Origin of the sequence: Micromonospora sp. NPDC005215 (assembly GCF_040607915.1) — a bacterium.
GTDB lineage: Bacteria > Actinomycetota > Actinomycetes > Mycobacteriales > Micromonosporaceae > Micromonospora.
In genome coordinates this window covers 14,638-37,504 of sequence record NZ_JBEXHQ010000033.1, presented here as the reverse complement: position 1 = coordinate 37,504, position 22,867 = coordinate 14,638, and the positions used below count along the sequence as shown (strand labels likewise).

Below are 22,867 nucleotides of genomic sequence, written 5' to 3'. Positions count from 1 at the left end.
GCCCGCACGTCACCCGTGCACGCCGCACCGACCTGCACGCCGGCCCGCAACGGAAGGGGAGCCGTCTTCCGGCACCTGAGAGCGCCACAGCCACCCGTCAACGGGCACGGCCTGCGGTCGCCGGGGCCGGTCCCGCGCACCACCACCACAGGACTACCAGTGGCAAGGAGTCACGCAATGGCAAAACATAGACAACTCTTCTCGTTCATCGCGGGCGCGGCGGTTCTCCTCGCGGCGACCGCCGGTGGCGTGCTGAACGGCGGCTTGCGGGGAGCGGCGGTGGCCGCGACGAACGGCACGCTCGCGGCCACCGCCGGCTGCGGCAAGGCCCCGACGCTCACCAACGGGACACGCACCATCCAGAGCAGCGGCCAGAGTCGCAGCTACATCCTGCGGATCCCGGACGGTTACGACAGAAACAAGCCGTACCGGCTGATCTTCGGCTTCCACTGGCTGAACGGCTCGGCCAGCAACGTCGCCTCGGCCGGCTACTACGGGCTTGCGCCGCTGTCGAACAACACCACCATCTTCGTCGCGCCCCAGGGCATCGACGCCGGTTGGGCCAACACCAACGGTCGCGACCTGACGCTCTTCGACGACATCTCCCGGCAGGTCGAGAACGACCTGTGCGTTGACACGACCCAACGTTTCGCCCTGGGCTGGAGCTACGGCGGGGCGATGAGCTACGCAGTGGCCTGCGCCCGACCCACAGTCATCCGCGCGGTCACCGTCCTGTCCGGCGCCAATCTCAGCGGTTGCAACGGCGGCACCCAACCCGTCGCCTACTTCGGCATCCACGGCATCTACGACAGCGTGCTGAACATCTCCCAGGGCCGTGCGCTGCGCGACACCTTCGTCAGGAACAACGGCTGCACCGCGCAGAGCCCGCGCGAACCAAGCCGGGGCAGTCTCACCCACATCACGACCACCTACGCGGGCTGCCGAGCGGGTTATCCCGTGCAGTGGGCCGCCTTCGACGGAGACCACACCCCCAGTCCGGTCGACGGATCGTCCAGCCCGAACGACAGCAGGACCTGGACCTCGGGCGAGATCTGGAGATTCTTCAGTCAGTTCCAGTCCACCACTCCGCCCACCACCGCCCCGCCGACCACGCCCCCGCCCACCACGCCCCCGCCGACCACGCCCCCGCCCACCACTCCTCCGCCGACCACGCCCCCGCCAACCACGCCCCCGCCGACGACTCCGCCCCCGACCGGGGCGCCCGGCAACTGCGCCGCCACCTACAAGCTGGTAAACAGTTGGCCGGGCGGCTTCCAGGGTGAGGTCACCGTCGCCAACAACACCGCCGCCACCGTCAACGGCTGGACCGTCGGCCTGACGCTGGCCAGTGGCCAGGCCATCAGCAGCCTCTGGAGCGGCATCAACACGGGCACCACCGGCACCGTCGCCGTCCGGAACGCCGCCTACAACGGCACGTTGGCCCCGAACGCGTCGACCACCTTCGGGTTCACCGCCACTGGCAACGGCGCCACCCCACCCGGCAACATCACCTGCACCAGCCCCTGAGCGAAGGGCGACACCGGAGGCCCGGAGCCAGTGGCTCCGGGCCTCCGGGCCGGCAGAGCCGGCCACAGTCCACCTCCGCGGCCAGCGCCCGTCGCGTTCTCCAGCTACACCGAGACGGCAAGACGCACCACGAGTCGCGGGAAGCAGCGCGGGAGGAGGCGTGGCGCCAGGGTCGCACCCCGGCCGGTGACCCGATCTTCGTCGGCGTCACCAATGGCCGCCGCCACGTGCAACTGCTCTACGACGTGGGGGTCTACTCCGACACGTCCCGTTGAGCGGAGCCCGCGGCCGTCCCCTCCGCAGAGGGAGCGCACTCCCCTGCGCCGGGGAGGAGGAGTCGTCCACCGCCGCAGATCATCAATCCATGACTGCCGGCGTGTGGCTGCTGGTCTCCGAGGCGGATGGCCCGCGTCTCGACCACCGGTCCGGTGAGCCGGCACGGCACTGTCCACAGGGGAGCGACATGTCTGACCGTACCGCTCGTACGCACCGACCCGCAGCCGCCGAGCGGGTAAGACCATGGGCGCTGACATCTGGCCTCTTCCTCGTCGGCGAGGTGGCTCTGCACCTGTACTGGATCGTCGGTGGCCGATGGGCGTACACCGCCTGCGACCGGACTCATCTGGTCGATCCGGCGGGGGGATGCGGTGCCGACCGCGTCGAGACGCTGCCATTCTTCGCGGGCTGGGGAGCGCTGGCGGTCGGCGTCGCCCTCGCGGTGGTGGTCGTGTGCGCGGTCCGCTCCCCCGGCCGTGCCGCGACCACGGGTAGCTGGCTCGCGGCGGCGCTGCTTCTGGTCACCGCGTTCCCGCTGCACCTGCTCTTCGAGATCCCGGCGGCGTTGACGGGACGCCCCTCGGACTGGCGTGACCTCGGCGCCCGGCTCGCACTGCTGGCCGGTGGCATCCTGTTCGCCGGGCTGGCGAACGCGTCCGGCCCTCGGCGCGGACCGGTGACGCCCGGCTACCGGCCGGTGCCCCGCTGGACGCGCCGCTGGGCGTACGTGGCGGTCACCCTGCCGGTGGTCGGCTGGGCGCTACCCCATGGGCTCTGGGTCCTCGGCGTTCCGTTCGGCATCTCCGAGCGGGAACTGAACGACATCGACAACAACCTCTCGACGCTGACCGGGGTAGCGATCACTGTCGTCCCACCGCTCGCCGGCCTGCTCGTTCTCGGGCTGGTGCAGCGGTGGGGGCAGCAGTTTCCGCGCTGGGTGCCGGGCCTGGGCGGTCGCCCGGTTCCCCGGCTGCTGGCGGTGGTCCCAGCCGGGGCGGTGGCGCTCACGCTTGTCACGTACGGCGTGCTGAGCAGCGCGGTGTTCCTCGGCCGACTACTCTCCGGCGAACTGCCGTGGTCGGACGTGTGGGACGGGTGGGCGGTAGCCGCCACGCTGCTGGTGTTCCTCGGCTGGGGCGTGTCGATGGGCGTCACGACCGCCGGCTACGCCCTCAGCACCCGGTCGCGTCCGGAGCGGACGGCAGGCGCCAGCACCGTACCGAGGGCCTGAGCGGTGCTTCCTCCCGCCACCGGCACACGAAGTACCTGCGGCGGACTCTGGGCAATCGGTCCGACAGTGCGGCGAGGATGTGGCGGTGTCAGCGATGTTCCAGGCCCCGCAGAATCAGGACGCGGGTGGATCCCATGCCGAGATGGTCGACCTCACCCGAGATGTCAGCGACCGCACGAACGATGGGCTCGACGTCTACCCCGCGTCCGCGCGCTCCGGCGCACAGCTCCCAGATCTCGACGAGGTCGTCGCGGGGATCCTCCGACTGGTCCCGAGCCGAGATGTGGACCAGCCGCCGGCGGAACTCGGCGGTCGCGGATGGCCACCTACCCGTGAGGCCGACTCCCCAGCTGAAGGCGTGGTGTGCCCGGAAGATCTGGCGGACCTCGTCCCTGACCCCCTCGTCACCGGATTCGTAGGCGTCCAGCAGAGCTGTCAGGGCCGCCGCCGCCTCGGCCGCCACTCCGGCCTCCTCCACCGGCGGCACCCTGGTGGACAGCTTCGCCTGCCAGTCCGGATCTGTCAGGTCCACCGGACGCTCAGCGATGTCCCGGAGAAGGATGTCGATGACAGCGACGTCTTCGCGAACCGCGGCGAGATGCATGGCCGCGATTGTCCTCCCCGCACCGCCTGGTCGGTCGTCGTGGCGGACCCAGACCGCGCCGTGGTGACGGGCGACCACCGCGTACCCGGCCACGCCGTGCGCGCTCCCGGGGTCGAGGTCCGACGGCGTCCTGCGCAGCGCGGTGCGGCAACCTGAGGAGGTGAGCACCCACGAGCCTGCCGACGACCTCCGAGTCCCCCGAGCTCAGATCGGGTCCAGCCCGCAACATCTGCTGGCGACGCTGCTCGGCGAGTATCTGGACTCCACGGATGCCGATCTGCCGTCGGCGGCGGTCATCGCGATCCTGCGGGAGTTCGGAGTCAGCGAGTCCAGTGCCCGTGCGGCGTTGTCCCGGCTGGTCAAGCGCGGCCTCATCGCGGTGCGGGGAAACCGGCGGCTGCCGGTCTACCACCTCACGCCCGCGGCGATCGCCAGGCATCGCTCCCGGATGCGGCTCTTTCTGAACTTCGGCGCCCGCCCGCCGCTGTGGACCGGTGACTGGGTGCTGGCGTCCTTCTCGATTCCGAGCGCCGGCCAGGCGTCCCGGCACGCCGTACGCAGGACGTTGGGCGCGCTGAGCTTCGTGGGTCTGTACGACAGCGTGTGGATCCGGCCAGGGGCCGACGCCGCGCCGGTGCGGGAGGCGCTGGGCGGGCTGCTGCACCATGTCGAGGGTGCCCGGTGGTCGGTCATGCACGTCCGGTTCGACGAGGAGGCCGGGGAGCACGGCCCGGCGGCCGCGTACGATCTGAGCGCTCTCGCGTCGGCGTACTCGACGTTCGTCCGGCGGTACGCCGAGTTGCGGGTGGCCGCCCGCAACGGGAAGGTTTCCCCCGCCAGCGCGCTGATCGCCCGGACGTCCGCGATGGATTCCTGGCGTAAGTTCGCGGACCTCGATCCGGATCTGCCGCCGCATCTGCTGCCGAAGCCCTGGCCTCGACAGGAGGCCAGGGAGACCTTCCTGGACGTCCACTCCGCGCTGGGCTCGCTCGCGCAGGCGCGTCTCGTCGAGGTGGCAACACCGCACTGGCCGGACGCCTCCTCGTGGATCACGCACTTCCAGGCTTCCAGTGATCCCTCGCGGCCGGAGCCGACCGGCGGCCGGCACCCCGGGCCACCACCTTCGGGTTGACGGCGGTCGCGACGGGCCAGACCATACATTGACACTTATCGTTACCGCAGTGATAGTAACTGCATACAGCTCCCATCGGATCGCCTGCGGGGACCGTGGTCGGGCGAGCAGGCACAGCCACCACGCCGCCGCCACCGGGAGCGTGATCGACGCATCCGCTGGAGGGGTGAATGAGGAGAAGATCGAAGATCTACGTGGGACTGACGGCCGCCGTCGTCCCGATCGCATCCGTGATCATGGCGCTCGGCGCGACACCGGCCGATGCCGCGGTCGGCGGGTCCGGCCCCTATCCCGCTGACTACGAGACCTCGACCGGCCTGGCCAACCACACCATCTTCCGGCCGCAGACACTCCCGTCCGAGCGCCTTCCGATCGTCGTCTGGGGCAACGGCGGCTGCTCGGCCAACGGTCTCTCCCAGGGCAATTTCCTCCGGGAGATCGCCTCGCACGGCTTCCTCGCCATTGCCAACGGGGCTCCGAACGCATCCGGCTCCACCACCTCCCAGATGCTCACCCAGTCCATCGACTGGGCCATCGCGGAGAACTCCCGGCAGGGCAGCAAGTACTACAACAAGATCGACACGACGAAGGTCGCCGTCGCCGGCTTCTCCTGCGGGGGTCTGGAGGCCTACGCCGTCTCCAACGACCCGCGCGTCACCACGACCGGCATCTTCAGCAGCGGTTTGTTGAACGATGCCGACGACTACCAACTACGGAGACTGACCAAGCCGATCGCCTACTTCATCGGCGGGCCCAGCGACATCGCCTACCCGAATGCCATTGACGACTGGGGCAAGCTGCCAGCCACCCTGCCCGCCTTCATGGGCAACCTGAACGTCGGGCATGGCGGCACGTACGACCAGACCAACGGCGGCGAGTTCGGCCGGGTGGCGGTGCTCTACCTCAAGTGGCGGCTGAAGGGCGACACCACCGCCGGCGGCAACTTCGTCGGCCCCAACTGCGGTCTGTGCCGCAGTCAGTGGACCGTCCAGCAGAAGAACCTGACGCTCGACGGCGGCACGCCGCCCACCACGCCGCCACCCACCACGCCACCGCCCACCACGCCACCCCCGACGACGCCACCGCCCACCACGCCGCCGCCCGGCGGCACCCCCGCCTGCACCGCGGTCTATGCCGTTCAGGACCAGTGGAACGGCGGATTCGTCGCCAACGTCACGGTCACCGCGGGAACCACAGCGCTCACCGGCTGGCGAGTCTCCCTCAACCTGCCGAGCGGAGCTTCGGTCACCTCGGTGTGGAACGGCGTTGCCAGCGGTACCAGCGGCACCATCACCGTCGCGAACCAGAGCTACAACGGGCGACTGGGCGCGGGTCAGACCACCAGTTTCGGCTTCCAGGGCACCGGAAACGGCACCGGAACCACCGCCACCTGCACCGGGAGCTGAAACTCGCCGCTCCTGCGGAAGGGCTACGCCGCTCGGCGGGCCGGCGCCTGGGCGCCGGCCCGCCGATGGCGTTTCGTACCCCTCGGTGATCTCTCGACGGCTCAGCAGCCGATCCGGCTGGACCCGACCGCGACGTCGTCGTACCAGAGGGTGTCGGCCCCGCCGCCGTAGCTCTCCCAGCCCAGCTTGAGGTCGGTGAGCTGGGGCCGCCAGGTGCGGTTGTACCACTGGCCGTCGATGTCGTGCGTTGGTACGCCGTCCGCGGTGAGCCCGGCGATGGCAGTGCCGTCCAGCCAGGTACGGAGCTGACCGGCCGAGCCGTCCACCATGAACTCCAGGCAGGCCCACCGGTTGGTGGGTAGCGGAACGCTCTGCGCCACTCCGGCCGGGCTCTGCTCGGGCAGGGTCGCGTCGTCAGAGGCGCGGTTCCACTGCAGGGCGCCGTTCTGGCCGCCGATCCGCAGGTCCTTGTTGCCGTCGGCGGAGTCGGTCATCGCCATCATCGTGGTGTGCTCGGTGGGCTGGGCGGTGGTGTGCCGGACCCAGATCCGGCCGTACCGGACACTGCCCACGCTACCGAGGTTCTTGTTGGACCTGATGAAGACGTGGTTGCAGTACCCGGCCGCGCCGTTGATCCGGACCGCCCGACTGCCGCTGTGCGTGGTGGCCGTGTCGATGGTGGCCGTGCCGGCGCCGGAACAGTCCGGGTTCACCACGGTCCAGTCGCCGGACGGCGCCGAGCCGGTCTGGTTCTCGAAACCGTCGCAGAGCACCGCCCCGGCACACCCGGTCGGCGGCGGAGTGGTCGGCGGGGGCGTCGTAGGCGGCGGGGTGGTGGGCGGCGGCGTCGTCGGCGGCGCGCTGGTCGGCGGGGGCGTCGTCGGCACCATCGTGGTGGGCACCCCGGTCGGGGTCGGCCCGGTGCCGTTGCACGGTACGCCGTTCAGGCTGAACCCGGTCGGCGCGCCGCGGCTGGAGCCGTACGTGCCCTGCACGCCGAACTCGGTGGCGCCGGCGGCCGGGATGCTGCCGTTGTACGACATGTTGCGGGCGGTCACCGTCGAGCCGGACTGGCTGACCGTGGCGTTCCAGCCGTTCGTGACGCGTTCGTCGCCGGCGTACGTCCAGGTGACGGTCCAACTGGAGACGGCGGTGTCGCCGGGGGACACCTTCACGTTGGCGGTGAATCCGCCTGGCCACTGGTTGGGCGTGTAGTCCACCCGGCAGCCCTGGGCGGCCGAGGCCGGGCTGGTGAGCACTGCCGTTCCGGTCGCGGTCACGGCGGCCAGTGCGGCGACGACCGCCAGGGTCGAAGCGGGTCGGGCGCGGAGAATCGTCATGAGAGGTCCTTCTGCCATCGAGCTGGAGGGAGGCGGCGCGGCGACGCGCGTCCTGGACGAACGCAGCGCGCCAACGCGCCTGGTGCGGCGCGGCGGCGCGCCACAACGACTGGTCGGTGCGTACGACCGCGGTGCCCGGCTCGGGATGGACCTGTCAGTCGCCGACGGCCCGGTCACCCGGACGTCGGCGGCGCCCACCGTCAATCTATTGACGCAAGACGATGTAATCAAGCGTCACCCTTCCGGGTGGGATCACGCGAGGTGACAGCCGGTGCGCGTTTATTCGGTGGACCGGCCGGCCCCGGCCGTGCCAGCGTGACCGAGGCTGGACCGGGCCACCATCGGTCCGGTGTCACGGAACGAACGACCGACAGGAGCACGGCGATGCGAGGACTCGAAACCTTCCCGCCCATCCGGACGCGAGCTTTCGAGGACCCGTCAGCCCATGCAGACCATCAACCTCGGCATCGTCGCCCATGTCGACGCCGGTAAGACCAGCCTGACCGAACGCCTGCTGCACGCCACCGGCGTCATCGACCGGCTCGGCAGCGTCGACGCGGGCACCACCCAGACCGACACCGGCGAGATCGAGCGCCGCCGGGGCATCACCATCCGCAGCGCCGTGGCCGCATTCGGATTGCCCGACTGCCAGGTCAACCTGCTCGACACCCCCGGGCACAGCGACTTCGTGGCCGAGGTCGAACGCGCGCTCGGCGTGCTCGACGCGGCAATCCTGGTGCTGTCGGCCGTCGAGGGGGTGCAACCGCACAGCCGACGGATCATGCGGATCCTCCGGTCGGTCCGGCTACCCACGCTGATCTTCGTGAACAAGATCGACCGGGCGGGCGCCCGCACCGACGAGCTGGTCGCGGACGCGCGCCGACTGCTCACCCCGGCCGTCGCCCCGCTGGGCACGGTCCGCGCGCCCGGCACCCCCGAGGCCGCCTTCCGGCACGACGACCCGCGGTACGACCACAGCGCCGCCCGCCGGCTCGCCGAGGCCCTCGCCGAGCACGACGACGAGCTGCTGGCCGCCCTGGTGGACGACCTGCCCCCCGACCCGGATCGGATCGCCAAGGCGCTTCGGGTCCAGGTCGCGGCCGGTCAGATCCACCCCCTGCTGTTCGGCTCGGCGATGTCCGGAGCCGGCGTACCGGAACTGCTGGACGCCATCGCGGCCCTGCTCCCGGCGTCGCCGCCGGCGGAGCCCGAGCCGCGGGCCCGGGTCTTCGCCATCGAACGCGACCCCACCGGCGAGCGGGTGGCGTACCTGCGGTCGTACGGCGGGCAGCTCCGGGCCCGCCAGCGGGTCGTCGCGTACCGTCGGGAGCCGGACGGCCGGATCACGGCGACCCGCGCCCGGATCACCCGGCTCGACGTGATCGGCGCGGCCACCGACCACGCCGAGCCGACCGGGCGGGACCATCCGCCGGCCACGCTGACCGCCGGGTACATCGCTCGGGTCGCCGGCCTGACCGGGGTCCGCCTCGGTGACCAGCTCGGCAGCACGGCCGGCCTCGACGGACGGTCGTACTTTCCGGCGCCGACAGTGGAGGCGGTGGTGCGACCCCGCGATCCGGCCCGGACGCTGGCGCTGCACGCCGCGCTGCTGGACATCGCGGACACCGACCCGTTCCTCCGGACCCGGGTCGCCCCGGACGGCGGCACGAGTGTGCTGCTCTACGGCGAGGTGCAGCGCGAGGTGCTGGCCGCCACGCTGGCCGAGGCGTACGGGGTCGAGGCCGCGTTCGGGCCGGGCCGACTCGTGCACGTCGAGCGGCCGACCGGCACCGGCACGGCGGTGGAGATCATCGGGCACGGCTTCTTCGGCACTGTCGGGTTCCGGGTGGAGCCCGGCTCCGGGGTGGACTACCGGCTGGAGGTCGAACTCGGCTCGCTGCCACTGTCGTTCCACAAGGCCATCGAGGAGGCCACCCGGGCCGCTCTCGACCAGGGTTGCCACGGCTGGCCGGTCACCGACATCCGGGCCACCCTCACCCACAGCGGCTACTGGTCGCCGATCACCACGGCCGGGCACTTCCGCGATCTGACGCCGTACGTCCTCATGCGGGCGCTCGCCAAGGCCGGCACCCGGGTCTTCGAGCCGTGCCGCCGGTTCGAGGCGGAGGTACCGGCCGACCGGCTCGGCGCGGTCACGTCGTACCTGGGCCGGCTCGGCGCCCGGATCGACGGCACCGACGAGAGCGCCGCCGGCTGGCGGATCGGCGGGGTGCTGCCGGCGCGGCTCGAACCGGAGGCGCAACGGCGGCTGCCGGACCTGTCCAGCGGGGAGGGGCTGTGGTCGTCGGCGCCCGGCGGCGACCGCCTGGTGTCCGGCGACCCGCCGCGCCGGCCCCGCACCGACGGCAACCCGTTCGATCGGGTGGAGTATCTGCGCTTCCTCGCCCGGAACCGGTCCTGAAACCTGGCTCTACCGGTGCGCTCCGCCCGCCTCGTGGGCGCGGCGAGCCGTACCGAACCGACGTCGGTAGGCGGCGGGGCTGATCGACAGCTTTCTGGCGAGGACGGAAGGTGGTTCGCCGCCACCTAAGCTGTGCTGACCTGAGCACACCGACCCTGAGGAGTGCGCCCTGATGCGCTCGACGACGATCCTGCGGGAGCGCCTCCTCGCGGCCGGGATGGGCGAGGTCGTCGCGGTGGAGCCGGTGGCCGGCGGGGTTGCGGCGGTCGCGGGCATAGCCAGCCGCCGGGGCGCGCCGTCGGTGTTCGTCAAGGCCTTCGCCGACGCGCCGGCCGACGGGGTCTTCCTGGCCGAGGCCAAGGGGCTGGCCGCCCTGCGCGAGCTCGGCGGCGTGCCGACACCCGAGGTGCTCCTGGCTGACAGCGGACTACTCGTGTTGTCGGTGTTGCACCCGAGACCGCACAGCGAGGTCTTCTGGGAGCGGCTCGCACACCTGCTCGCCGACATGCACCTGAAGACGACCCATCCCCGCTTCGGTTGGCACCACGACAACTGGCTGGGCCGCCGCCGCCAGGTCAACACGTGGCATGACAACGGCCACGCGTTCTTCGCCGAGCACCGACTGCTGCGGTGGCTCGGGCAGCCCCGGGTGGAGGCGGCACTCGACGCCGGAGACCGGGCGGCGCTGGAACGGCTCTGTCACCGGCTGCCCGACCTGCTGCCGGACCGGCCCGCGTGCCTGACACACGGCGACCTGTGGACCCAGAACATCCTGGCCACCGCGGACGGGCGGCCGGCGCTGATCGACCCGGCGGTGTCCTACATGTGGGCCGAGGTCGACCTCGCCCACGTGTGGTCCACCTCGCCCCCACCCGAGGCGCAACGGTTCTTCGAGGTCTACGCGGACCTGACCGCGCTTGACGACGGCTGGCAGGCCCGGATGCCGATCGTCCAGCTGCGACAACACCTCGCCGTACTGGCGCAGTTCGACGACGACTGGGGCGCGGCCGACCAGATCCGTGCCGTGCTCGCCCCCTTCCGGGCGCGATCCTGACCCGAGGCCCGACGGCTGACCGCGGCCACCTCCCGCGTGTCGGCGCATCGCCGGCCCGACGACCAGGAGCCGCGCCCGGGTGATCCGCTGCGGAACGGGGACGGAACCCCCTCGACTACGGTGACCACGAATGGGGGTGGGCCATGGCGCCGGAGGTGTCGCCGCGAAGGGCCAGGGCCGTGCTCGTCGCGCTGTCCCTCGCCGCGTTCGCGTTCATCACGACCGAGTTGCTGCCCGTCGGCCTGCTGACCCACATCGCACCCGATCTCGACCGGTCCCGCTCCCAGGTGGGTCTGCTGGTCAGCGGGTACGCCATCGTGGTCGTGCTGGCGTCCGTGCCGTTGGCCCGGCTGACCCAGCGGATCCCCCGACGGCACCTGCTCGGCGTCACGATGCTCCTGTTCGCCGCCGCGAACGCCACTGCCGCGCTCGCGTCCACGTACCCCGTGCTGGCCGGCTCCCGGCTCGCGACCGCCCTCGCGCAGGCGCTGTTCTGGTCCGTCGCCACGGCGACCGTGACCGGGCCCTTTCCGGTCGCGGTACGCGGCCGGGTGGTGGCGTTGTTCGCGACCGGGGCGACGCTCGCCCCGGTGCTCGGCGTACCCCTGGGCACCTGGCTCGGGCAGCACGCCGGGTGGCGGGTGGCGTTCGCGGTGCTGGCCGGAATTGGTCTGGCCATCGCCGCCGCGGTGCTCGTCTTCCTGCCCTCCTATCCCCCGGCCGCTGGCGGCGCCGCCCGGGGGACCGCACCGGACGGACGGCGCTTCACCCTGCTGCTGGTCGCGACCGCCTTCGGCATCGGCGGCTTCATGACCCTGCAGACCTACGTCACACCGTTCCTGCTCGACGTCAGCGGCTTCGCCGACGCGGTGCTGGCACCGTTGCTGTTCGCCGCCGGCGCCGCCGGCGTCGTCGGCACCCTGGCCGCGGCCCGGACCCTGGACACCCGGCCGACCGCTTCCCTACTGACGCCGTTGAGCCTCGGCACGGCCTCGCTGTTCGGCCTGTACGCGCTCGGCGCGCTCCAGCCCGGCGCGGTCGCACTCCTCGCCGGGATCGGCCTCGCCTACGCGGCGTTCGGCTCGGCCGTGCAGAGCCGGATGCTGCAACTGGCCCCGGGCAGCACCGACATCGCGTCGGCCGGCGTCAGCACCGCCTTCAACGCCGGGATTGCCGGCGGTTCACTGCTCGGCGGTGTCCTCCTGCCCACCTCGGGGGCACGTCCGCTGGCTCTCGTCGGCGGCCTGCTGACGCTGGTCGCGCTCACGCTGCTCGCTGTGGACGCGTGGCGGGGCTCCGCCGGGCCAGTGTCGAGCGCCGCCCGCCCCTGCGCCGACCCCGCGGCTACCCGCCCGGTCACCCCTGCCCCGGACGGAGACGCCGTTCGCCGATAGGACGGGCGGTCGACTCGACCTCGTGGCCGGGCGGCTTGCCCCCTATCGTCGAGGCATGCCCCAGGAAACCATCGAATCTGTCACGCGCTACCGCGCCATCACGGCGGCGGCGATTCTCCGGCAACTGGTCGATCTGCGCGCCTACCCGCACCGGCACCTTGCCGTGGTCGTCTATGCCACCGGCGGGGACAGCATCAGCCAGGCGCTCGCCGCCGCCGACCAACTCAGTCACACCGGGTGGGAGCTGATCAATGTGACGCCGGTGGGGAGCAGCAGCAAACTGCACGCGTTCATGCGCCGCAGGTGAGGAGGGCGCCCTCGCTCGGGTTGCCCACCCGATCGGCCGATCGTCACCGGTCTTCCCGAGACCGGGGTGTCACGGCTCGACGGGGATGCTGGTCGTGGTTCCTGCGGCGTTGGTGACACGTACGTCGGTGGCCGCGGAGGGTAGGAGCGCTGCGTCGCGGCCGGCATCCTGCCATTGACCGCCGGCGACTCGGTAACTCAACGCCGATCCCTCAGCGGCGACCAGAATGCCCTGGTCGTCAGGCAGTCGTAGCTGCACCGGCAGCGGTGCCAGCCAGTCCGCGGTCGTGCTGGCGACCGCCTCGAAGGGCAGGTACCTGCCGGCGAGCAGGGCGATGACCCGGGACGGGTCGTCGTCGTACTGGATGGTTTCCACGAGAAGCCGCCGACCGTCGGGGGTTGCCCCGTGGACCGACAGGCGGGGAGATCCGTTGTGCGTGTGCACGCCTACCTGGTCGATGTATTCGGCGATGGCCTCGGCTGGCGCATCCAGTTCCCTGGCAGCGGGGTCGGTGCCCCACACCTGCTCCGCGCCGGGCAACGTGTGGCGGAGCAGCGGTGACGCCGGCCGGTCCCTGCCATCGGGGAAGAGGACCAGGTGCGTGTTGCTGACGTGAATCATGTTCTGCCGGCTGACTGGCGTTCTGGCGAGCGCGAGGGTGAGCTTCGTGCGCTGCGGTGGCACGGGCAGCACCGCCGCGCCGTCTCGGAACGCCACCGGAGTGAAGGTCCGCTCGACCTTGCCGTCGGGCAGATACCGCAGGTCCGCCGAGAACTCCACGGGTTGCCCGAAGTCGAGAACGAGGAGCACGTCGCGCTGCGACCCGAGCAGTGTCGCCTGCTCGAGGCCATCCGTTCCGGTATCGCCAACCTGCGTCAGGGTGCCGATGTGCGGGCCATCGGCGGTGGGTTCGACGAAACCCACAGTTGTGTAGTGCGTGGTGCCGCCGGCGACGTAGGCGGCCGGGCCAGCGGGTGTGGTCCCCGCCCAGACGACGTGCGGCTCGCCGCGCGTCGTCACGCCGGCCTGCTTCAGCTGGCGCTTCCACGCCTCGCGGACCTGCCGCAGGTAACCTTCGTCGGCGGCCAGGTCACCGCGCGTGGGCTCGTCGAACAGCGCTGCGGCGACCGGCGCCTCACCTCCGTCGCCCGCCAGTCGAAGCCCGCCAGCCACGGGGAGGGCCACCACGGCCGCGCAGACAGCCGCCAACACGGCCCGGCGACGCACCACCCGGCGCCGCCCACCCCGGCGCACCGCACCCAGCAGACCCGCCGGGGCGACCAGGTCATCCGTCGCGCGATACAGGATTTCGCGCACGTCACTGTCGTTCATTGTCATCGTGAGCTCCTGGTTTCAGTGATGGGAACGGCAAGATCCGATTCCGCAAGCGCCTCCCGCAGCCGGGCCAATCCACGCGAGGCGTGACTCTTCACCGCACCCTCGGAACAGCCCATGGCCGCCGCGACGTCGCAGACCGGCAGGTCCTCCAGGTAACGGAGCACGACCGCGGCCCGCTGCCGAGCCGGCAACGCCCGCAGCGCCCCGACGACCAGCTCACGAACCGCGACGGCCTCGGCATGGTCTCGGGCAACCCCGTCGTGGTCACCCAGCGCCCGTTCGGGACGCCGGGCACGCCAACGCCACCGGTTGATCGACCGATTGACCAGCGCACGTCGCGCGTACGCCTCCGGGCTGCTCTGCACCCGACGCCAGCGCACATACACCTGCTCCAGCACCTCCTGGAGGAGGTCCTCCGCCGCGTGCCGGTCCCCGGTCAGCAGGAAGGCAACCCGCAACAGCACCACCGACCGGGTGCGAACGAAGTCATCGAACTCCGCCCCACGCGAATCACTCATCCGACCTCCCGGGCCTCGTCAACCAGCAAGACACCGCGTCGGCTCGCGAGGTTTACCGGTCCGGCGATGTTCCCGGCGAATGCACCTCCCCGCCCACGGCGATCCAGTCGCGGCCCGGGACACTGACGCTCAGTCGGTGCGGCCCGTGACGGTGCGAGAAACCTCGCGGATCAAATCGAGCGGTTCCTCGGTCCAGTGGGAGGCGAGGACGAGTTCACGGGCCGGATCGACCCACAGCAGGTGTCGTCCGCCGTTGCCGCGTGCGCTACGGCCGGTCGTCGGCGCACCGGGCCACGGCACCTGCTCATCGTTGAGCCACCACAGGTAGCCGTATTCCGGTTTGACCGGGCACGGGGTCCACGACTGAGCAACCCATTCCGCGCTCAGCAGCCGCGTCCCGGCACAGGTCCCCTGGCTGAGGAAGAGCTGCCCGATCAGGGCCAGGTCGCGGGCGGGGACGAACAGGCCCCCGCCCCAGTGCGCGCCGCCGGAGACCACCTCGACCGGTTGGCCGTCGACGTCGACGGCGCTCGTTCGATACCCGTGCCACGACCACCGGTCAGAGGCACCCATCGGGTCCATCACCCGCTCTCGCAGCACGTCCGGCAGCGGTCTGCGAAACAGCAGCGTCAGTGCGTACGCGAGCAGGTTCATCCGCACGTCGTTGTATGCCCAACCCTCCCCCGGCGGCGTGCCGTGCGACTCGGTCCCCTCGCGGAAGCTCTGCGCGTCAACGCTCGTCGGCTTGCCCCACAGCTCGCCCTCCCACTGGCTCGACTGCTGGAGCAGATGACGCCAGGTGATCCGCTCGTTGTGCGGCCCGTGGAACTCAGGAACGTCGACGACCTGGCGCACCGGTTGGTTCGGCACCAACAGTCCGTCGTCGAAGGCCAGGCCAGCCACGACCGACACGACCGACTTGGTGACGCTGAACGCCATCTCCGGGACGTCCGGGTCGCCCCAGGCCGCGACCTCCCGATCCCCGACCCGGACCACACCGCTGGCGCCGCTGGCAGCGAGCAGTGGGCCGACGACCTCTCGGTGACTCGTGTCGGAGACCTGTGCCGCCAGGTAGGTCTCGATGTCGGCGGCGTCACTCGTCCAGCGGGCACCGAATTCCCGGACGACCTGCCGCAGCCTCTGCTGGTCCACCGACGGACGACTCATGCCCAGAAGTGTCCAACACGCGCCGTCACCGGGCAGCTCGCGGGGTTTCGCCGGCTGTCGCTTTCGGGTAGCGGATGGTTCATGAACCGCAACCTCGTCAAGGCTCTCCAGGTTGCCTGGGGGCTGCCGGAGTTCCGCAGCGGGTTACGCCACCTCATCGACCTCGACGAGGTGGCGGTGCTGCTGGCCACGCTGTCCGTCGCGGATCATGACCAGGAGGTTGAGCGCGGCCTGTTGAGCCTGCTGCGGTCCGCCCTGGACACGACCGAGATTCGGGAAGCCGTGTTGCTGTTGCTGGAGCAGGACGAGGTGCGCCGGCCGGTTGTCGCGGCGGTGGTGGAGCCGCTTGCGGACCGGCCGGGCCAGGCTGCCGCCATCGCTTCGGCGGCCGAGGATCCTGCGGTGCGGCGTGAGCTACGAGCGGTGCTGGACAGCGCCAAGGTGCGCGAGCTGATCTGGCAGGCGATCGACAACCAGGTGAGCGACAACCGGTTCGGCCTGGTCCGCCAGGTGGCTGTGCTGTTCGTGCGGCATCCGAGCGTCCGGCGGCTCGTGTGGGCCGCGCGCCGGCACGGCTTGTTGCGCGAACTACGTCGCAAACCCTGATCCGCGTCCGTCGATGTTGAGTGGGACGCCACTGTGGATGGCCGCTCATCCGGGCAGGCCGAAGTGGTGGGTGAGCGAGGCGCGCAGCGTACCGGCGTCCCCGGCGGACCAGGCGACGAAGCAGTCGGGGCGCACGAGCAACGCGGTCGCGGTCGTGCCCTCCAAAGGGCCGGTGATCACGTCGACCCGGTCTCGCCACGGCGCGGCGACCCCGGCGTAGGCACCCGTGGAGTCCAGCAGCAGCGGCCGGGCGGCGCGGGTCAGCTCGGCGAGGCATACCGGGCCGTGGTCACCGTGCACGACCACGTCGGGTGCGCAGCGACCGGCCAGCGGGTCCGCGGGGTCGGCGGGGTAGCGGATGTCCGCGCCGGACATCAGCGCCGCGATGTGCCCGGTCACCTCCGGCTTGCGCAGCAGCTCGGCGAAGAGTTCCCGCAGGCCGGTGATCTCGTCGCCGGGGCCGATGAGCGCCGACTGTGCCTGGCTGGACATGACGACCCGTTCGGCGACCGGGCGGCGCTCACTCTCGTACGTGTCGAGCAGGCCCTGCGGTGCCCAGCCGCGGACCGTGGCGGCGAGCTTCCAACCCAGGTTGACGGCGTCCTGCAGGCCCAGGTTGAGGCCGGGGCCGCCGATCGCGGGGTGCACGTGCGCGGCGTCGCCGACCAGCAGCACCCGGCCGGCGCGGTAGCGGGCGGCGATGCGGGTGTTGCGACCGGTCAGCCGCCGCAGCAGGCCGGGGCCGTCCGGCGCGCCGACAGCGATGTCGGCGCCGAGCACCCGGGCGACGCTGGCGCGTAGCTCCGCCAGGTTCATCGGGGTCTCGTCGCTCGGCGGCGTGTCGGGCCACTCCGTCGTGCTCAGGATCGCCGGACGACCGGGGAACGGAGCCCAGGCGATCAGACCGCGCGCGGTGCGGGTGTGCTGGAACGGCGGAACGACGCCGTAGCCGGGGACGCACAGGCCGCCGGTCTCGGGATCGAGGGATGACGCGGGGACGGTCACGGTGGCGGTGCGGGAGATCGACCGGTCGTTTGTGACGCCGGGGAAGTCGATGCCGGCGAGGCGGCGCACCGCGCTGCGACCGCCGTCGGCACCGACGAGGAAGCGGGAGGTGAGCTGCGTACCGTCGGCAAGGCCGACCTCGACCGCGTCGGGGCGTTGGCGGAGGTCGACGACCTCGTGGCCGCGGCGCAGGTCGACGCCGAGCTCGACGGCTCGGACGGCGAGGGCGGCCTCAAGCTGGGCTTGCGGCACGCCGAGCACGTAGTGCGGGTTTTCCGCGAGCATCGTGAGGTCCAGCGGGAACGCGCCGAAGGTGAAGGCTGGTTGAGGGCTCGGCGGGGTGCTCTCGCCGCTGAGCCGCGCGTAGAGTCCGCGCCGGTCGAGCAGGCGGACGACCTGGCCGACGAGGCCGTTGGCGCGGGGCTCGCCGGTGGGCGTGGCGTGGCGTTCGAGGACGACGGGGTGGACGCCGGCGAGGGCCAGTTCGCAGGCGAGCATGAGGCCGTTGGGACCGGCTCCGACGATGAGGACATCGATCACTGTCGTGATCCTTTCGGGGCGTGCGTCATCGCCACGGCAGGCGCGGCACGCGGCCGGCCCGCCGCGGGGGTGAGCGGCTGAGGACGTGGGTGAGGCGGTGCTTGAGCGGAGGTCGGGCCTCAGCGGGGCGGCGCCGGGAGGCCGGCGGCGAGCTGGGTGAAGGCGTCGGTGATGAGGCGCTCGATCGGGGTGGGCGGGTCAGCGCTGTCGAGATAGTGCTGCATCGCGACGGCGACGGCGGCGCTGGCGGCGGCCGCGACGAGCCGCGGATACATGGTGGTGGCGAGGTCGGTGCCGGTGCGCTCGGCGACCGCGGCGGCCAACTCGGCCTCGGCGACCGCTACTGCGCGCAGCCGCTCGCCCTGTAGCGCGGGCTCGGCGAGCATGGTGCGGACGCCGGCCACCCACTGGGCGTGTGCGGGGGATGGCATCGCCTCGACCTCGGGGCCGCGGGTGAACTGCTCCAGCGCGGCCTGGGTGAGCGCCGCCCAGAGCGGCTCGTCGGCGGGGCGTTCGCGCAGCGCGGCGGCGGTGCGCAGACTGCGGTCGAGATGGCGGGAGGCGATCGCCTCGGCCTTGCTGGAGAAGTAGTTGTTGAAGGTGCGCGGGGACACCCCGGCCGCCGCGGCAATGTCCTCCACGCGGACGTTGTCGTAGCCGCGCTCCGCGGTGAGGTGGATCGCGGCCCAGCCGAGCGCCGCCCGCGTCTCGGCCTTCTTGCGCTCCCGCAGCCCCGTCATGCCACGACGGTAGCACTATTTGCGTGGCACGCATATATGCGTGCCACGCAAATAGTCGCCAAGCCGGTCCGCCGGGTACGCGTGGTGTCGATCAGCCTCGTCCACAGGGCGTCGATCCCGGCTCTACTCGCCGCGCAATCGTTCGCGACCAACTCTCCACTCACCAACGCATCGGAACATGTGGTGTTGGTGGGCGCCGCCCCGACGCGGGACCCCAGGACCCGGGGTCAGTAGGTGAAGGTCCAGAGGAAGTAGAAGCCGGGAGCGTTGGGGGTGAACACGCGATACTCGCAGTAGTACCAGCTCCACATTCCGGCTCGGGCGCCCTCGCTGCCGTAACTGTTGCAGAACTGGCCGTCGGAGTAGACATTACGCAGCGTGCCGCCCTGCGGGTCCGCCACAGCCGGAGTGGCGCCGATCCCGACCAGCCCACCCAGTGCGAGTGTCACCGCCGCCACCAGGGTCGCCCATCTGCGTCCGCGCATGAAGTCTCCTCCCACAACAGTCCGCGGCGCACCAACGCTCCCCATCGAGCCAGGACCGGGACATCGAAGTTCGTGAACGTAAGGCTTGCATGGACGTACGCGAATCGATTCCCGACAACGGGCGACGCTACCGCGATGATCCGCCAGCGTGGTCTCCGTCGAACGGGCATCCGCCCTGACCACGCGGGGTCAACTCGCGGTCAGGCTCGGTCGATGAGATCAAGGCCGGTCAGGTCGGCCGAGAGCGCCCAGAGCCGGGCCGCCGAACTGCTGTCGCTGAGACTGCCGTCGGTGACCTGGCAGTCCACGCAGTAGTCGCCGCCGTACGCGTCGAGGTGGGGTGACGTGGCGGCCCAGACCTGGGTCGCCGCCCCTTGCTCGACGGTCTTGAACAGGCCCGGCGCAGGAGTCCCGTCCGCGTGGATCCAGCCAGCGGCGACCATCTCCTCGACTACGAGGTGTCGTTGCAGCGGAGTCTGGACATAGCCGGGGTTGACGGAGAAGGCGCGGACCCGGTGCGCTCTGCCGAGCAGGCCGAGGTGTCGGGCGAACAGAATATTCGCGAGCTTGGACTGGGTGTAGGCCTCCCATTTGTCGTAGCCGCGCTCGAACTGCACGTCGTCCCACCGGATCCGCCACGAGGGGTCGCGCCCGGAGGCGACCGAGACGACACGAGCACTGCCGGAGGCGGTGAGCGCCGGCCACAGCAGGTTCGCCAGCGCGTAGTGACCGAGGTGGTTGATCGCGAACTGCGCTTCCCAGCCGGGACCTACCCGGGTCTCCGGGCACGCCATGACCCCGGCTCCCGCGACCAGGATGTCGAGGGTGGGATGACCGCGAAGGAACCGTTCGGCGAACGCGCGGACGGAGGTGAGGTCAGCGAGGTCGACCTGATCGACCTCGACCCCGGCTGCGCCGGCGAGCGCCTGCTGCGCTGCGTCCGGCCGCCGAGCGGGGACGACGACCCGAGCCCCGGCCTGGGCTAGCGCGCGGGTGGTGGCAAGACCGAGGCCGGAGTAGCCACCCGTGACGACGGCGGTCCTGCCGGTGAGGTCGACTCCGGCGAGGACGTCTCCGGTCGTGCTGTGGGCGCCGAACATGGTGTGGGCCGTGTCGCTGGTCATGCCGCCGACGCTAGGTGCTAGACCGCGGTCTAGGTCAACAAGCTACGGTCGGCACTGTGTCGGACCGAGACCTGAGCATCGGACAGGTGGCGCAGCGCACCGGGTTGAGCGTGCACACCCTACGGCTCTACGAGCGTAAGGGCCTGTTGGCCAGCGAGGTACGGCGGGACGGATCCGGCAGGCGTGTCTACAGCGCCTGGGACGTGGAGTGGTTGGCGAACTGCGTGAAGTTCCGCGCCTCCGGGATGCCACTCACGACGATCAGCCGCCTGGCTCAGCTCGTCCGCGAGGGCAGCGGCAACGAGGCCGAACGGCTCGAACTGCTCCGCGAACACCGGCGCCACATCACCGAGCAGCTCGCGCAGCTGAGCGACTGCCTCGACCTGGTCAACGTCAAAGTGGCAAGCTACGAAGAACACCTCGCCGCCGGCGCGACCGGAGATCCCTGGCAACAACAAGCCCGGCCCGCAGTGCAGGCGAAACGGTGAGGAACCACGTACCCGTCTGACGGCAACCCCCCGCGGTCGCGGGCGGAACGCGAAGCTCGACCGGCTCGTGACGCCGGACGCGACGACCCCCGTACGCCCGATGGCCGGCGCCGGGAGCCGTTGCCGGTCCGCAATCAGTAGTGTCGCAGGCCCTCCCACAGGGACATCTCACAGACGGCGTCGGTGCGCCCATGATCGACGTCCCACACCCGCACTTCGGTCTGTCGGACTGTCACCACATGTCCGTCGCGCGTCCAACCCACCACCTCCGCGTCTTCGACGTGGTCGGTGAGGTCGGCTCGCCTCCGTCCGCTCTTCGCCCATACCAGCACATGGGACTTGTGTGCTGAGGCCAGCGCCGTACCGTCCGGCGCCCACCGCAGATTCGCGTCGTACGTGTACGACGCGCCGAGGACCTGCTCAAGCTGTCGGGTGTCCGCGTTCCAGATCCGTACCGTGGAGTCGGTCATCGCATACCAGGCGAGGCTGTCACCGTTGGGTGCCCACTGTGGATCGCGTACCTCACCGGAGGTGTCGGATACCTCCGTCATGGTGCGGTCGCCGAGCTCGTGGACCTGAAGGTTGGGCGACTTGTCAGCGTCGACCAAGTGGTAGGTCGCGGTCACCAGCCGGGTCCCGGCGGCGTTCCATCCCAGTCCGAAGAAGTCCTTGGTGTGCCGGTATCGATAGGACTCGTGCAACCGCGAACCGTCGAGGTCAAAGACCAACAGAGTGGGTCCGCCGGCCACGGCCAAGCGGAGACCTCGCGGTGACCAGGTAACGGTCCTGATGCGAGAGTCGCCAAGCACTCGGAGCACCTGGTGGAGCAGGGCGCCGGTGTCCGCCTGCCACACCCGGACCGTCCCGACGCCGTCGCCCGTGGCGACCAGATCGCTGTCGGCCGACCAGGAGATTTCGTCGAGAGTGCCCTGGTGGCCGGGGATCGGCGGGCCAGGCTCCAGGCGATCCGCATCCCAGATCCGCAGTTCGCCACTGCTGTGACCGGTCGCGAGCCGCTGTCCGTCCGGAGACCACACGACGGTCCAGACCGGGGCGTCGCGGCCGGCGGGGAAGTCACGTGCCCCGATGAGCCGGCCGGTGGTGATGTCCCACAGCCGCACGCTGCTCGTCACATTCGAGCCCTGACCGTGAGTCGTCACCAGCCGCGTGCCGTCCGGGGACATCGCAGCGGCATTGACCATTCGTGACCAGCGGGTGAGGCCATCGGTCAGGCTCCAGCCGAGCGGAGCCAGCAGCAGCACGAGGACGGTGCCAATCACCAACCGCCGCTGCCACCGCCGTGCGGGGGGCAGCAGTGCCAGCGAGTCTCGCGGATGATGTCTGAGTTCTGTCTCGAACTGGTCGATCAGGATCGCGACGTCATCCGGCAGGTCGGCGTCCGGCCGCAATCGTGCGCCCTGCCGGTAGGGCAGGGCGGCCAGGCTCTCCGGCAGATCCTCCGGCCGGGGTCGGTCCGCGCCGTCGACGAGCACCGGTACGACGGTGCGCTGAAGCTCCAGCGCCGTCTCGATCTCCAGACGGACGTAATCATTTGGCTGGTCCAACCGCCGCCGACCGGCGTTGTCGCGAGCCTCCAGCCAGGACGGCCCGATCATGACGAGGACCACGTTGCAGCGCCGCACGACGCGGGGCAATTCGGTCCGGTAGTCGCGGCCGGGTACGAGTGAGTGCGCGTCCAGGAAGACCTGATGCGGGCCGTATCGCGCGACGAGCGCGTCGTAGACCGCCCGCGTCACCCGTCCGGAGTCACTGCGCCGGTAGCTCAGGAACACCCGCGGGCGCTGCCGAAACTGGGTCAGGTCACCGAGCCACATCGAAGCGGCGTTCGCGAGGAGACCGGCGCCGACGCCCAGGGCGGCACCAGCCGTCCCCTCACCTCTGCCAACAAGCCCGAACAACAGGCCGAGCCCCGTCAGGCTCAGCATGTTCCAGGCCAGTGCGCCGCCGGGCCTCAACCGGCCCCGCAACCAGGTTATCTGCACCACGACGGACAGGCCCGCCCCGATGAGCACCGCAGCCAGCATGCCCATGCTGTCGCTGCCGTTCATCCCCTCGAAGAAAAGCAGCCACACTCCGACGACGTAGGGCGGCACCAGGATCAGCACTCGGGTCTTCGTGGTCACTTCGATGGCTCACTCCGTA

General features: G+C 71.0%; 20 protein-coding genes. 10 read left to right on the top strand and 10 right to left on the bottom strand.

The genetic code is table 11. The features are described 5' to 3' along the window. Positions 1–177: 177 nt before the first annotated feature. Positions 178–1,527, top strand: coding sequence for a cellulose binding domain-containing protein (locus ABZU25_RS23135; protein WP_355031448.1), 1,350 nt, complete (start codon positions 178–180; stop codon positions 1,525–1,527). A gap of 463 nt (positions 1,528–1,990) precedes the next feature. Then, entirely contained in the window at positions 1,991–3,034 is a 1,044-nt protein-coding gene (locus ABZU25_RS23130) for a hypothetical protein (protein ID WP_355031447.1), read from the top strand. An 88-nt stretch (positions 3,035–3,122) separates the two neighbouring features. Here ABZU25_RS23130 and ABZU25_RS23125 read toward each other — a convergent pair whose 3' ends face one another. Next, entirely contained in the window at positions 3,123–3,638 is a 516-nt protein-coding gene (locus ABZU25_RS23125) for a hypothetical protein (RefSeq protein ID WP_355031446.1), read from the bottom strand. Positions 3,639–3,798: 160 nt separating this feature from the next. Between ABZU25_RS23125 and ABZU25_RS23120 the strand changes: the two genes are divergently transcribed. Together ABZU25_RS23120 and ABZU25_RS23115 are read left to right on the top strand one after the other, a co-directional pair. After that, complete coding sequence (locus tag ABZU25_RS23120; protein ID WP_355031445.1) at positions 3,799–4,770, top strand: PaaX family transcriptional regulator C-terminal domain-containing protein; 972 nt, start codon at positions 3,799–3,801, stop codon at positions 4,768–4,770. A gap of 170 nt (positions 4,771–4,940) precedes the next feature. After that, positions 4,941–6,176, top strand: a complete 1,236-nt coding sequence (locus ABZU25_RS23115) for a cellulose binding domain-containing protein (RefSeq protein WP_355031444.1) — start codon at positions 4,941–4,943, stop codon at positions 6,174–6,176. A 101-nt stretch (positions 6,177–6,277) separates the two neighbouring features. On the opposite strand, the gene ABZU25_RS23110 is transcribed toward ABZU25_RS23115, so the two are convergent. Then, a complete protein-coding gene (locus ABZU25_RS23110) occupies positions 6,278–7,516 on the bottom strand; it encodes a cellulose-binding domain-containing protein (RefSeq protein WP_355031443.1) in 1,239 nt (412 codons plus the stop codon). A 445-nt stretch (positions 7,517–7,961) separates the two neighbouring features. Here ABZU25_RS23110 and ABZU25_RS23105 point away from each other — a divergent pair, with 445 nt between their 5' ends. From ABZU25_RS23105 to ABZU25_RS23090, 4 genes are all read left to right on the top strand, one after another. Then, a complete protein-coding gene (locus ABZU25_RS23105) occupies positions 7,962–9,938 on the top strand; it encodes a GTP-binding protein (RefSeq protein WP_355031442.1) in 1,977 nt (658 codons plus the stop codon). A 172-nt stretch (positions 9,939–10,110) separates the two neighbouring features. Next, on the top strand, positions 10,111–10,992 hold the full coding sequence (locus tag ABZU25_RS23100) for a fructosamine kinase family protein (RefSeq protein ID WP_355031441.1): 882 nt from the start codon (positions 10,111–10,113) through the stop codon (positions 10,990–10,992). A gap of 143 nt (positions 10,993–11,135) precedes the next feature. Next, positions 11,136–12,386 (top strand): MFS transporter, encoded by a 1,251-nt coding sequence (locus ABZU25_RS23095; protein ID WP_355031440.1) that lies wholly within the window; start codon positions 11,136–11,138, stop codon positions 12,384–12,386. Between the two features lie 55 nt (positions 12,387–12,441). Next, entirely contained in the window at positions 12,442–12,693 is a 252-nt protein-coding gene (locus ABZU25_RS23090; protein ID WP_355031439.1) for a transcriptional regulator, read from the top strand. Positions 12,694–12,762: 69 nt separating this feature from the next. Here ABZU25_RS23090 and ABZU25_RS23085 read toward each other — a convergent pair whose 3' ends face one another. The 3 genes from ABZU25_RS23085 to ABZU25_RS23075 all read right to left on the bottom strand — a co-directional run bounded on the left by ABZU25_RS23085 (position 12,763) and on the right by ABZU25_RS23075 (position 15,716). Then, positions 12,763–14,031, bottom strand: coding sequence for a hypothetical protein (locus ABZU25_RS23085; protein ID WP_355031438.1), 1,269 nt, complete (start codon positions 14,029–14,031; stop codon positions 12,763–12,765). After that, positions 14,028–14,549 (bottom strand): SigE family RNA polymerase sigma factor, encoded by a 522-nt coding sequence (locus ABZU25_RS23080; protein WP_355031437.1) that lies wholly within the window; start codon positions 14,547–14,549, stop codon positions 14,028–14,030. Before ABZU25_RS23080 ends, ABZU25_RS23085 begins: the two co-directional genes overlap by 4 nt. 129 nt (positions 14,550–14,678) lie before the next feature. Continuing rightward, entirely contained in the window at positions 14,679–15,716 is a 1,038-nt protein-coding gene (locus ABZU25_RS23075) for a serine hydrolase (RefSeq protein ID WP_355031436.1), read from the bottom strand. 81 nt (positions 15,717–15,797) lie between these two features. Between ABZU25_RS23075 and ABZU25_RS23070 the strand changes: the two genes are divergently transcribed. Then, positions 15,798–16,322: a hypothetical protein gene (locus ABZU25_RS23070; RefSeq protein WP_355031435.1), complete on the top strand. Its 525-nt coding sequence runs from the start codon at positions 15,798–15,800 to the stop codon at positions 16,320–16,322. A 45-nt stretch (positions 16,323–16,367) separates the two neighbouring features. Here ABZU25_RS23070 and ABZU25_RS23065 read toward each other — a convergent pair whose 3' ends face one another. From ABZU25_RS23065 to ABZU25_RS23050, 4 genes are all read right to left on the bottom strand, one after another. Then, on the bottom strand, positions 16,368–17,867 hold the full coding sequence (locus ABZU25_RS23065) for an FAD-dependent monooxygenase (RefSeq protein WP_355031434.1): 1,500 nt from the start codon (positions 17,865–17,867) through the stop codon (positions 16,368–16,370). 119 nt (positions 17,868–17,986) lie between these two features. Next, positions 17,987–18,607, bottom strand: coding sequence for a helix-turn-helix domain-containing protein (locus ABZU25_RS23060; protein WP_355031433.1), 621 nt, complete (start codon positions 18,605–18,607; stop codon positions 17,987–17,989). Positions 18,608–18,834: 227 nt separating this feature from the next. Next, positions 18,835–19,092, bottom strand: coding sequence for a hypothetical protein (locus ABZU25_RS23055; protein ID WP_355031432.1), 258 nt, complete (start codon positions 19,090–19,092; stop codon positions 18,835–18,837). Positions 19,093–19,292: 200 nt separating this feature from the next. Then, positions 19,293–20,216 (bottom strand): SDR family NAD(P)-dependent oxidoreductase, encoded by a 924-nt coding sequence (locus tag ABZU25_RS23050; protein WP_355031431.1) that lies wholly within the window; start codon positions 20,214–20,216, stop codon positions 19,293–19,295. 56 nt (positions 20,217–20,272) lie between these two features. Between ABZU25_RS23050 and ABZU25_RS23045 the strand changes: the two genes are divergently transcribed. Continuing rightward, entirely contained in the window at positions 20,273–20,704 is a 432-nt protein-coding gene (locus tag ABZU25_RS23045; RefSeq protein WP_355031430.1) for a MerR family transcriptional regulator, read from the top strand. Positions 20,705–20,838: 134 nt separating this feature from the next. Here ABZU25_RS23045 and ABZU25_RS23040 read toward each other — a convergent pair whose 3' ends face one another. Further along, on the bottom strand, positions 20,839–22,848 hold the full coding sequence (locus ABZU25_RS23040; RefSeq protein WP_355031429.1) for a toll/interleukin-1 receptor domain-containing protein: 2,010 nt from the start codon (positions 22,846–22,848) through the stop codon (positions 20,839–20,841). Between the last annotated feature and the right edge of the window lie 19 nt (positions 22,849–22,867).

Excerpts from the sequence above, each read along its gene's own strand:
- ABZU25_RS23110 (WP_355031443.1), bottom strand. The coding sequence starts at position 7,516 with ATGACGATTCTCCGCGCCCGACCCGCTTCGACCCTGGCGGTCGTCGCC.
- ABZU25_RS23090 (WP_355031439.1), top strand. The coding sequence starts at position 12,442 with ATGCCCCAGGAAACCATCGAATCTGTCACGCGCTACCGCGCCATCACG.
- ABZU25_RS23115 (WP_355031444.1), top strand. The coding sequence starts at position 4,941 with ATGAGGAGAAGATCGAAGATCTACGTGGGACTGACGGCCGCCGTCGTC.
- ABZU25_RS23070 (WP_355031435.1), top strand. The coding sequence starts at position 15,798 with ATGAACCGCAACCTCGTCAAGGCTCTCCAGGTTGCCTGGGGGCTGCCG.
- ABZU25_RS23050 (WP_355031431.1), bottom strand. The coding sequence starts at position 20,216 with ATGACCAGCGACACGGCCCACACCATGTTCGGCGCCCACAGCACGACC.
- ABZU25_RS23135 (WP_355031448.1), top strand. The coding sequence starts at position 178 with ATGGCAAAACATAGACAACTCTTCTCGTTCATCGCGGGCGCGGCGGTT.
- ABZU25_RS23085 (WP_355031438.1), bottom strand. The coding sequence starts at position 14,031 with ATGACAATGAACGACAGTGACGTGCGCGAAATCCTGTATCGCGCGACG.
- ABZU25_RS23055 (WP_355031432.1), bottom strand. The coding sequence starts at position 19,092 with ATGCGCGGACGCAGATGGGCGACCCTGGTGGCGGCGGTGACACTCGCA.
- ABZU25_RS23060 (WP_355031433.1), bottom strand. The coding sequence starts at position 18,607 with ATGACGGGGCTGCGGGAGCGCAAGAAGGCCGAGACGCGGGCGGCGCTC.
- ABZU25_RS23100 (WP_355031441.1), top strand. The coding sequence starts at position 10,111 with ATGCGCTCGACGACGATCCTGCGGGAGCGCCTCCTCGCGGCCGGGATG.
- ABZU25_RS23130 (WP_355031447.1), top strand. The coding sequence starts at position 1,991 with ATGTCTGACCGTACCGCTCGTACGCACCGACCCGCAGCCGCCGAGCGG.
- ABZU25_RS23075 (WP_355031436.1), bottom strand. The coding sequence starts at position 15,716 with ATGAGTCGTCCGTCGGTGGACCAGCAGAGGCTGCGGCAGGTCGTCCGG.
- ABZU25_RS23105 (WP_355031442.1), top strand. The coding sequence starts at position 7,962 with ATGCAGACCATCAACCTCGGCATCGTCGCCCATGTCGACGCCGGTAAG.
- ABZU25_RS23080 (WP_355031437.1), bottom strand. The coding sequence starts at position 14,549 with ATGAGTGATTCGCGTGGGGCGGAGTTCGATGACTTCGTTCGCACCCGG.
- ABZU25_RS23095 (WP_355031440.1), top strand. The coding sequence starts at position 11,136 with ATGGCGCCGGAGGTGTCGCCGCGAAGGGCCAGGGCCGTGCTCGTCGCG.
- ABZU25_RS23125 (WP_355031446.1), bottom strand. The coding sequence starts at position 3,638 with ATGCATCTCGCCGCGGTTCGCGAAGACGTCGCTGTCATCGACATCCTT.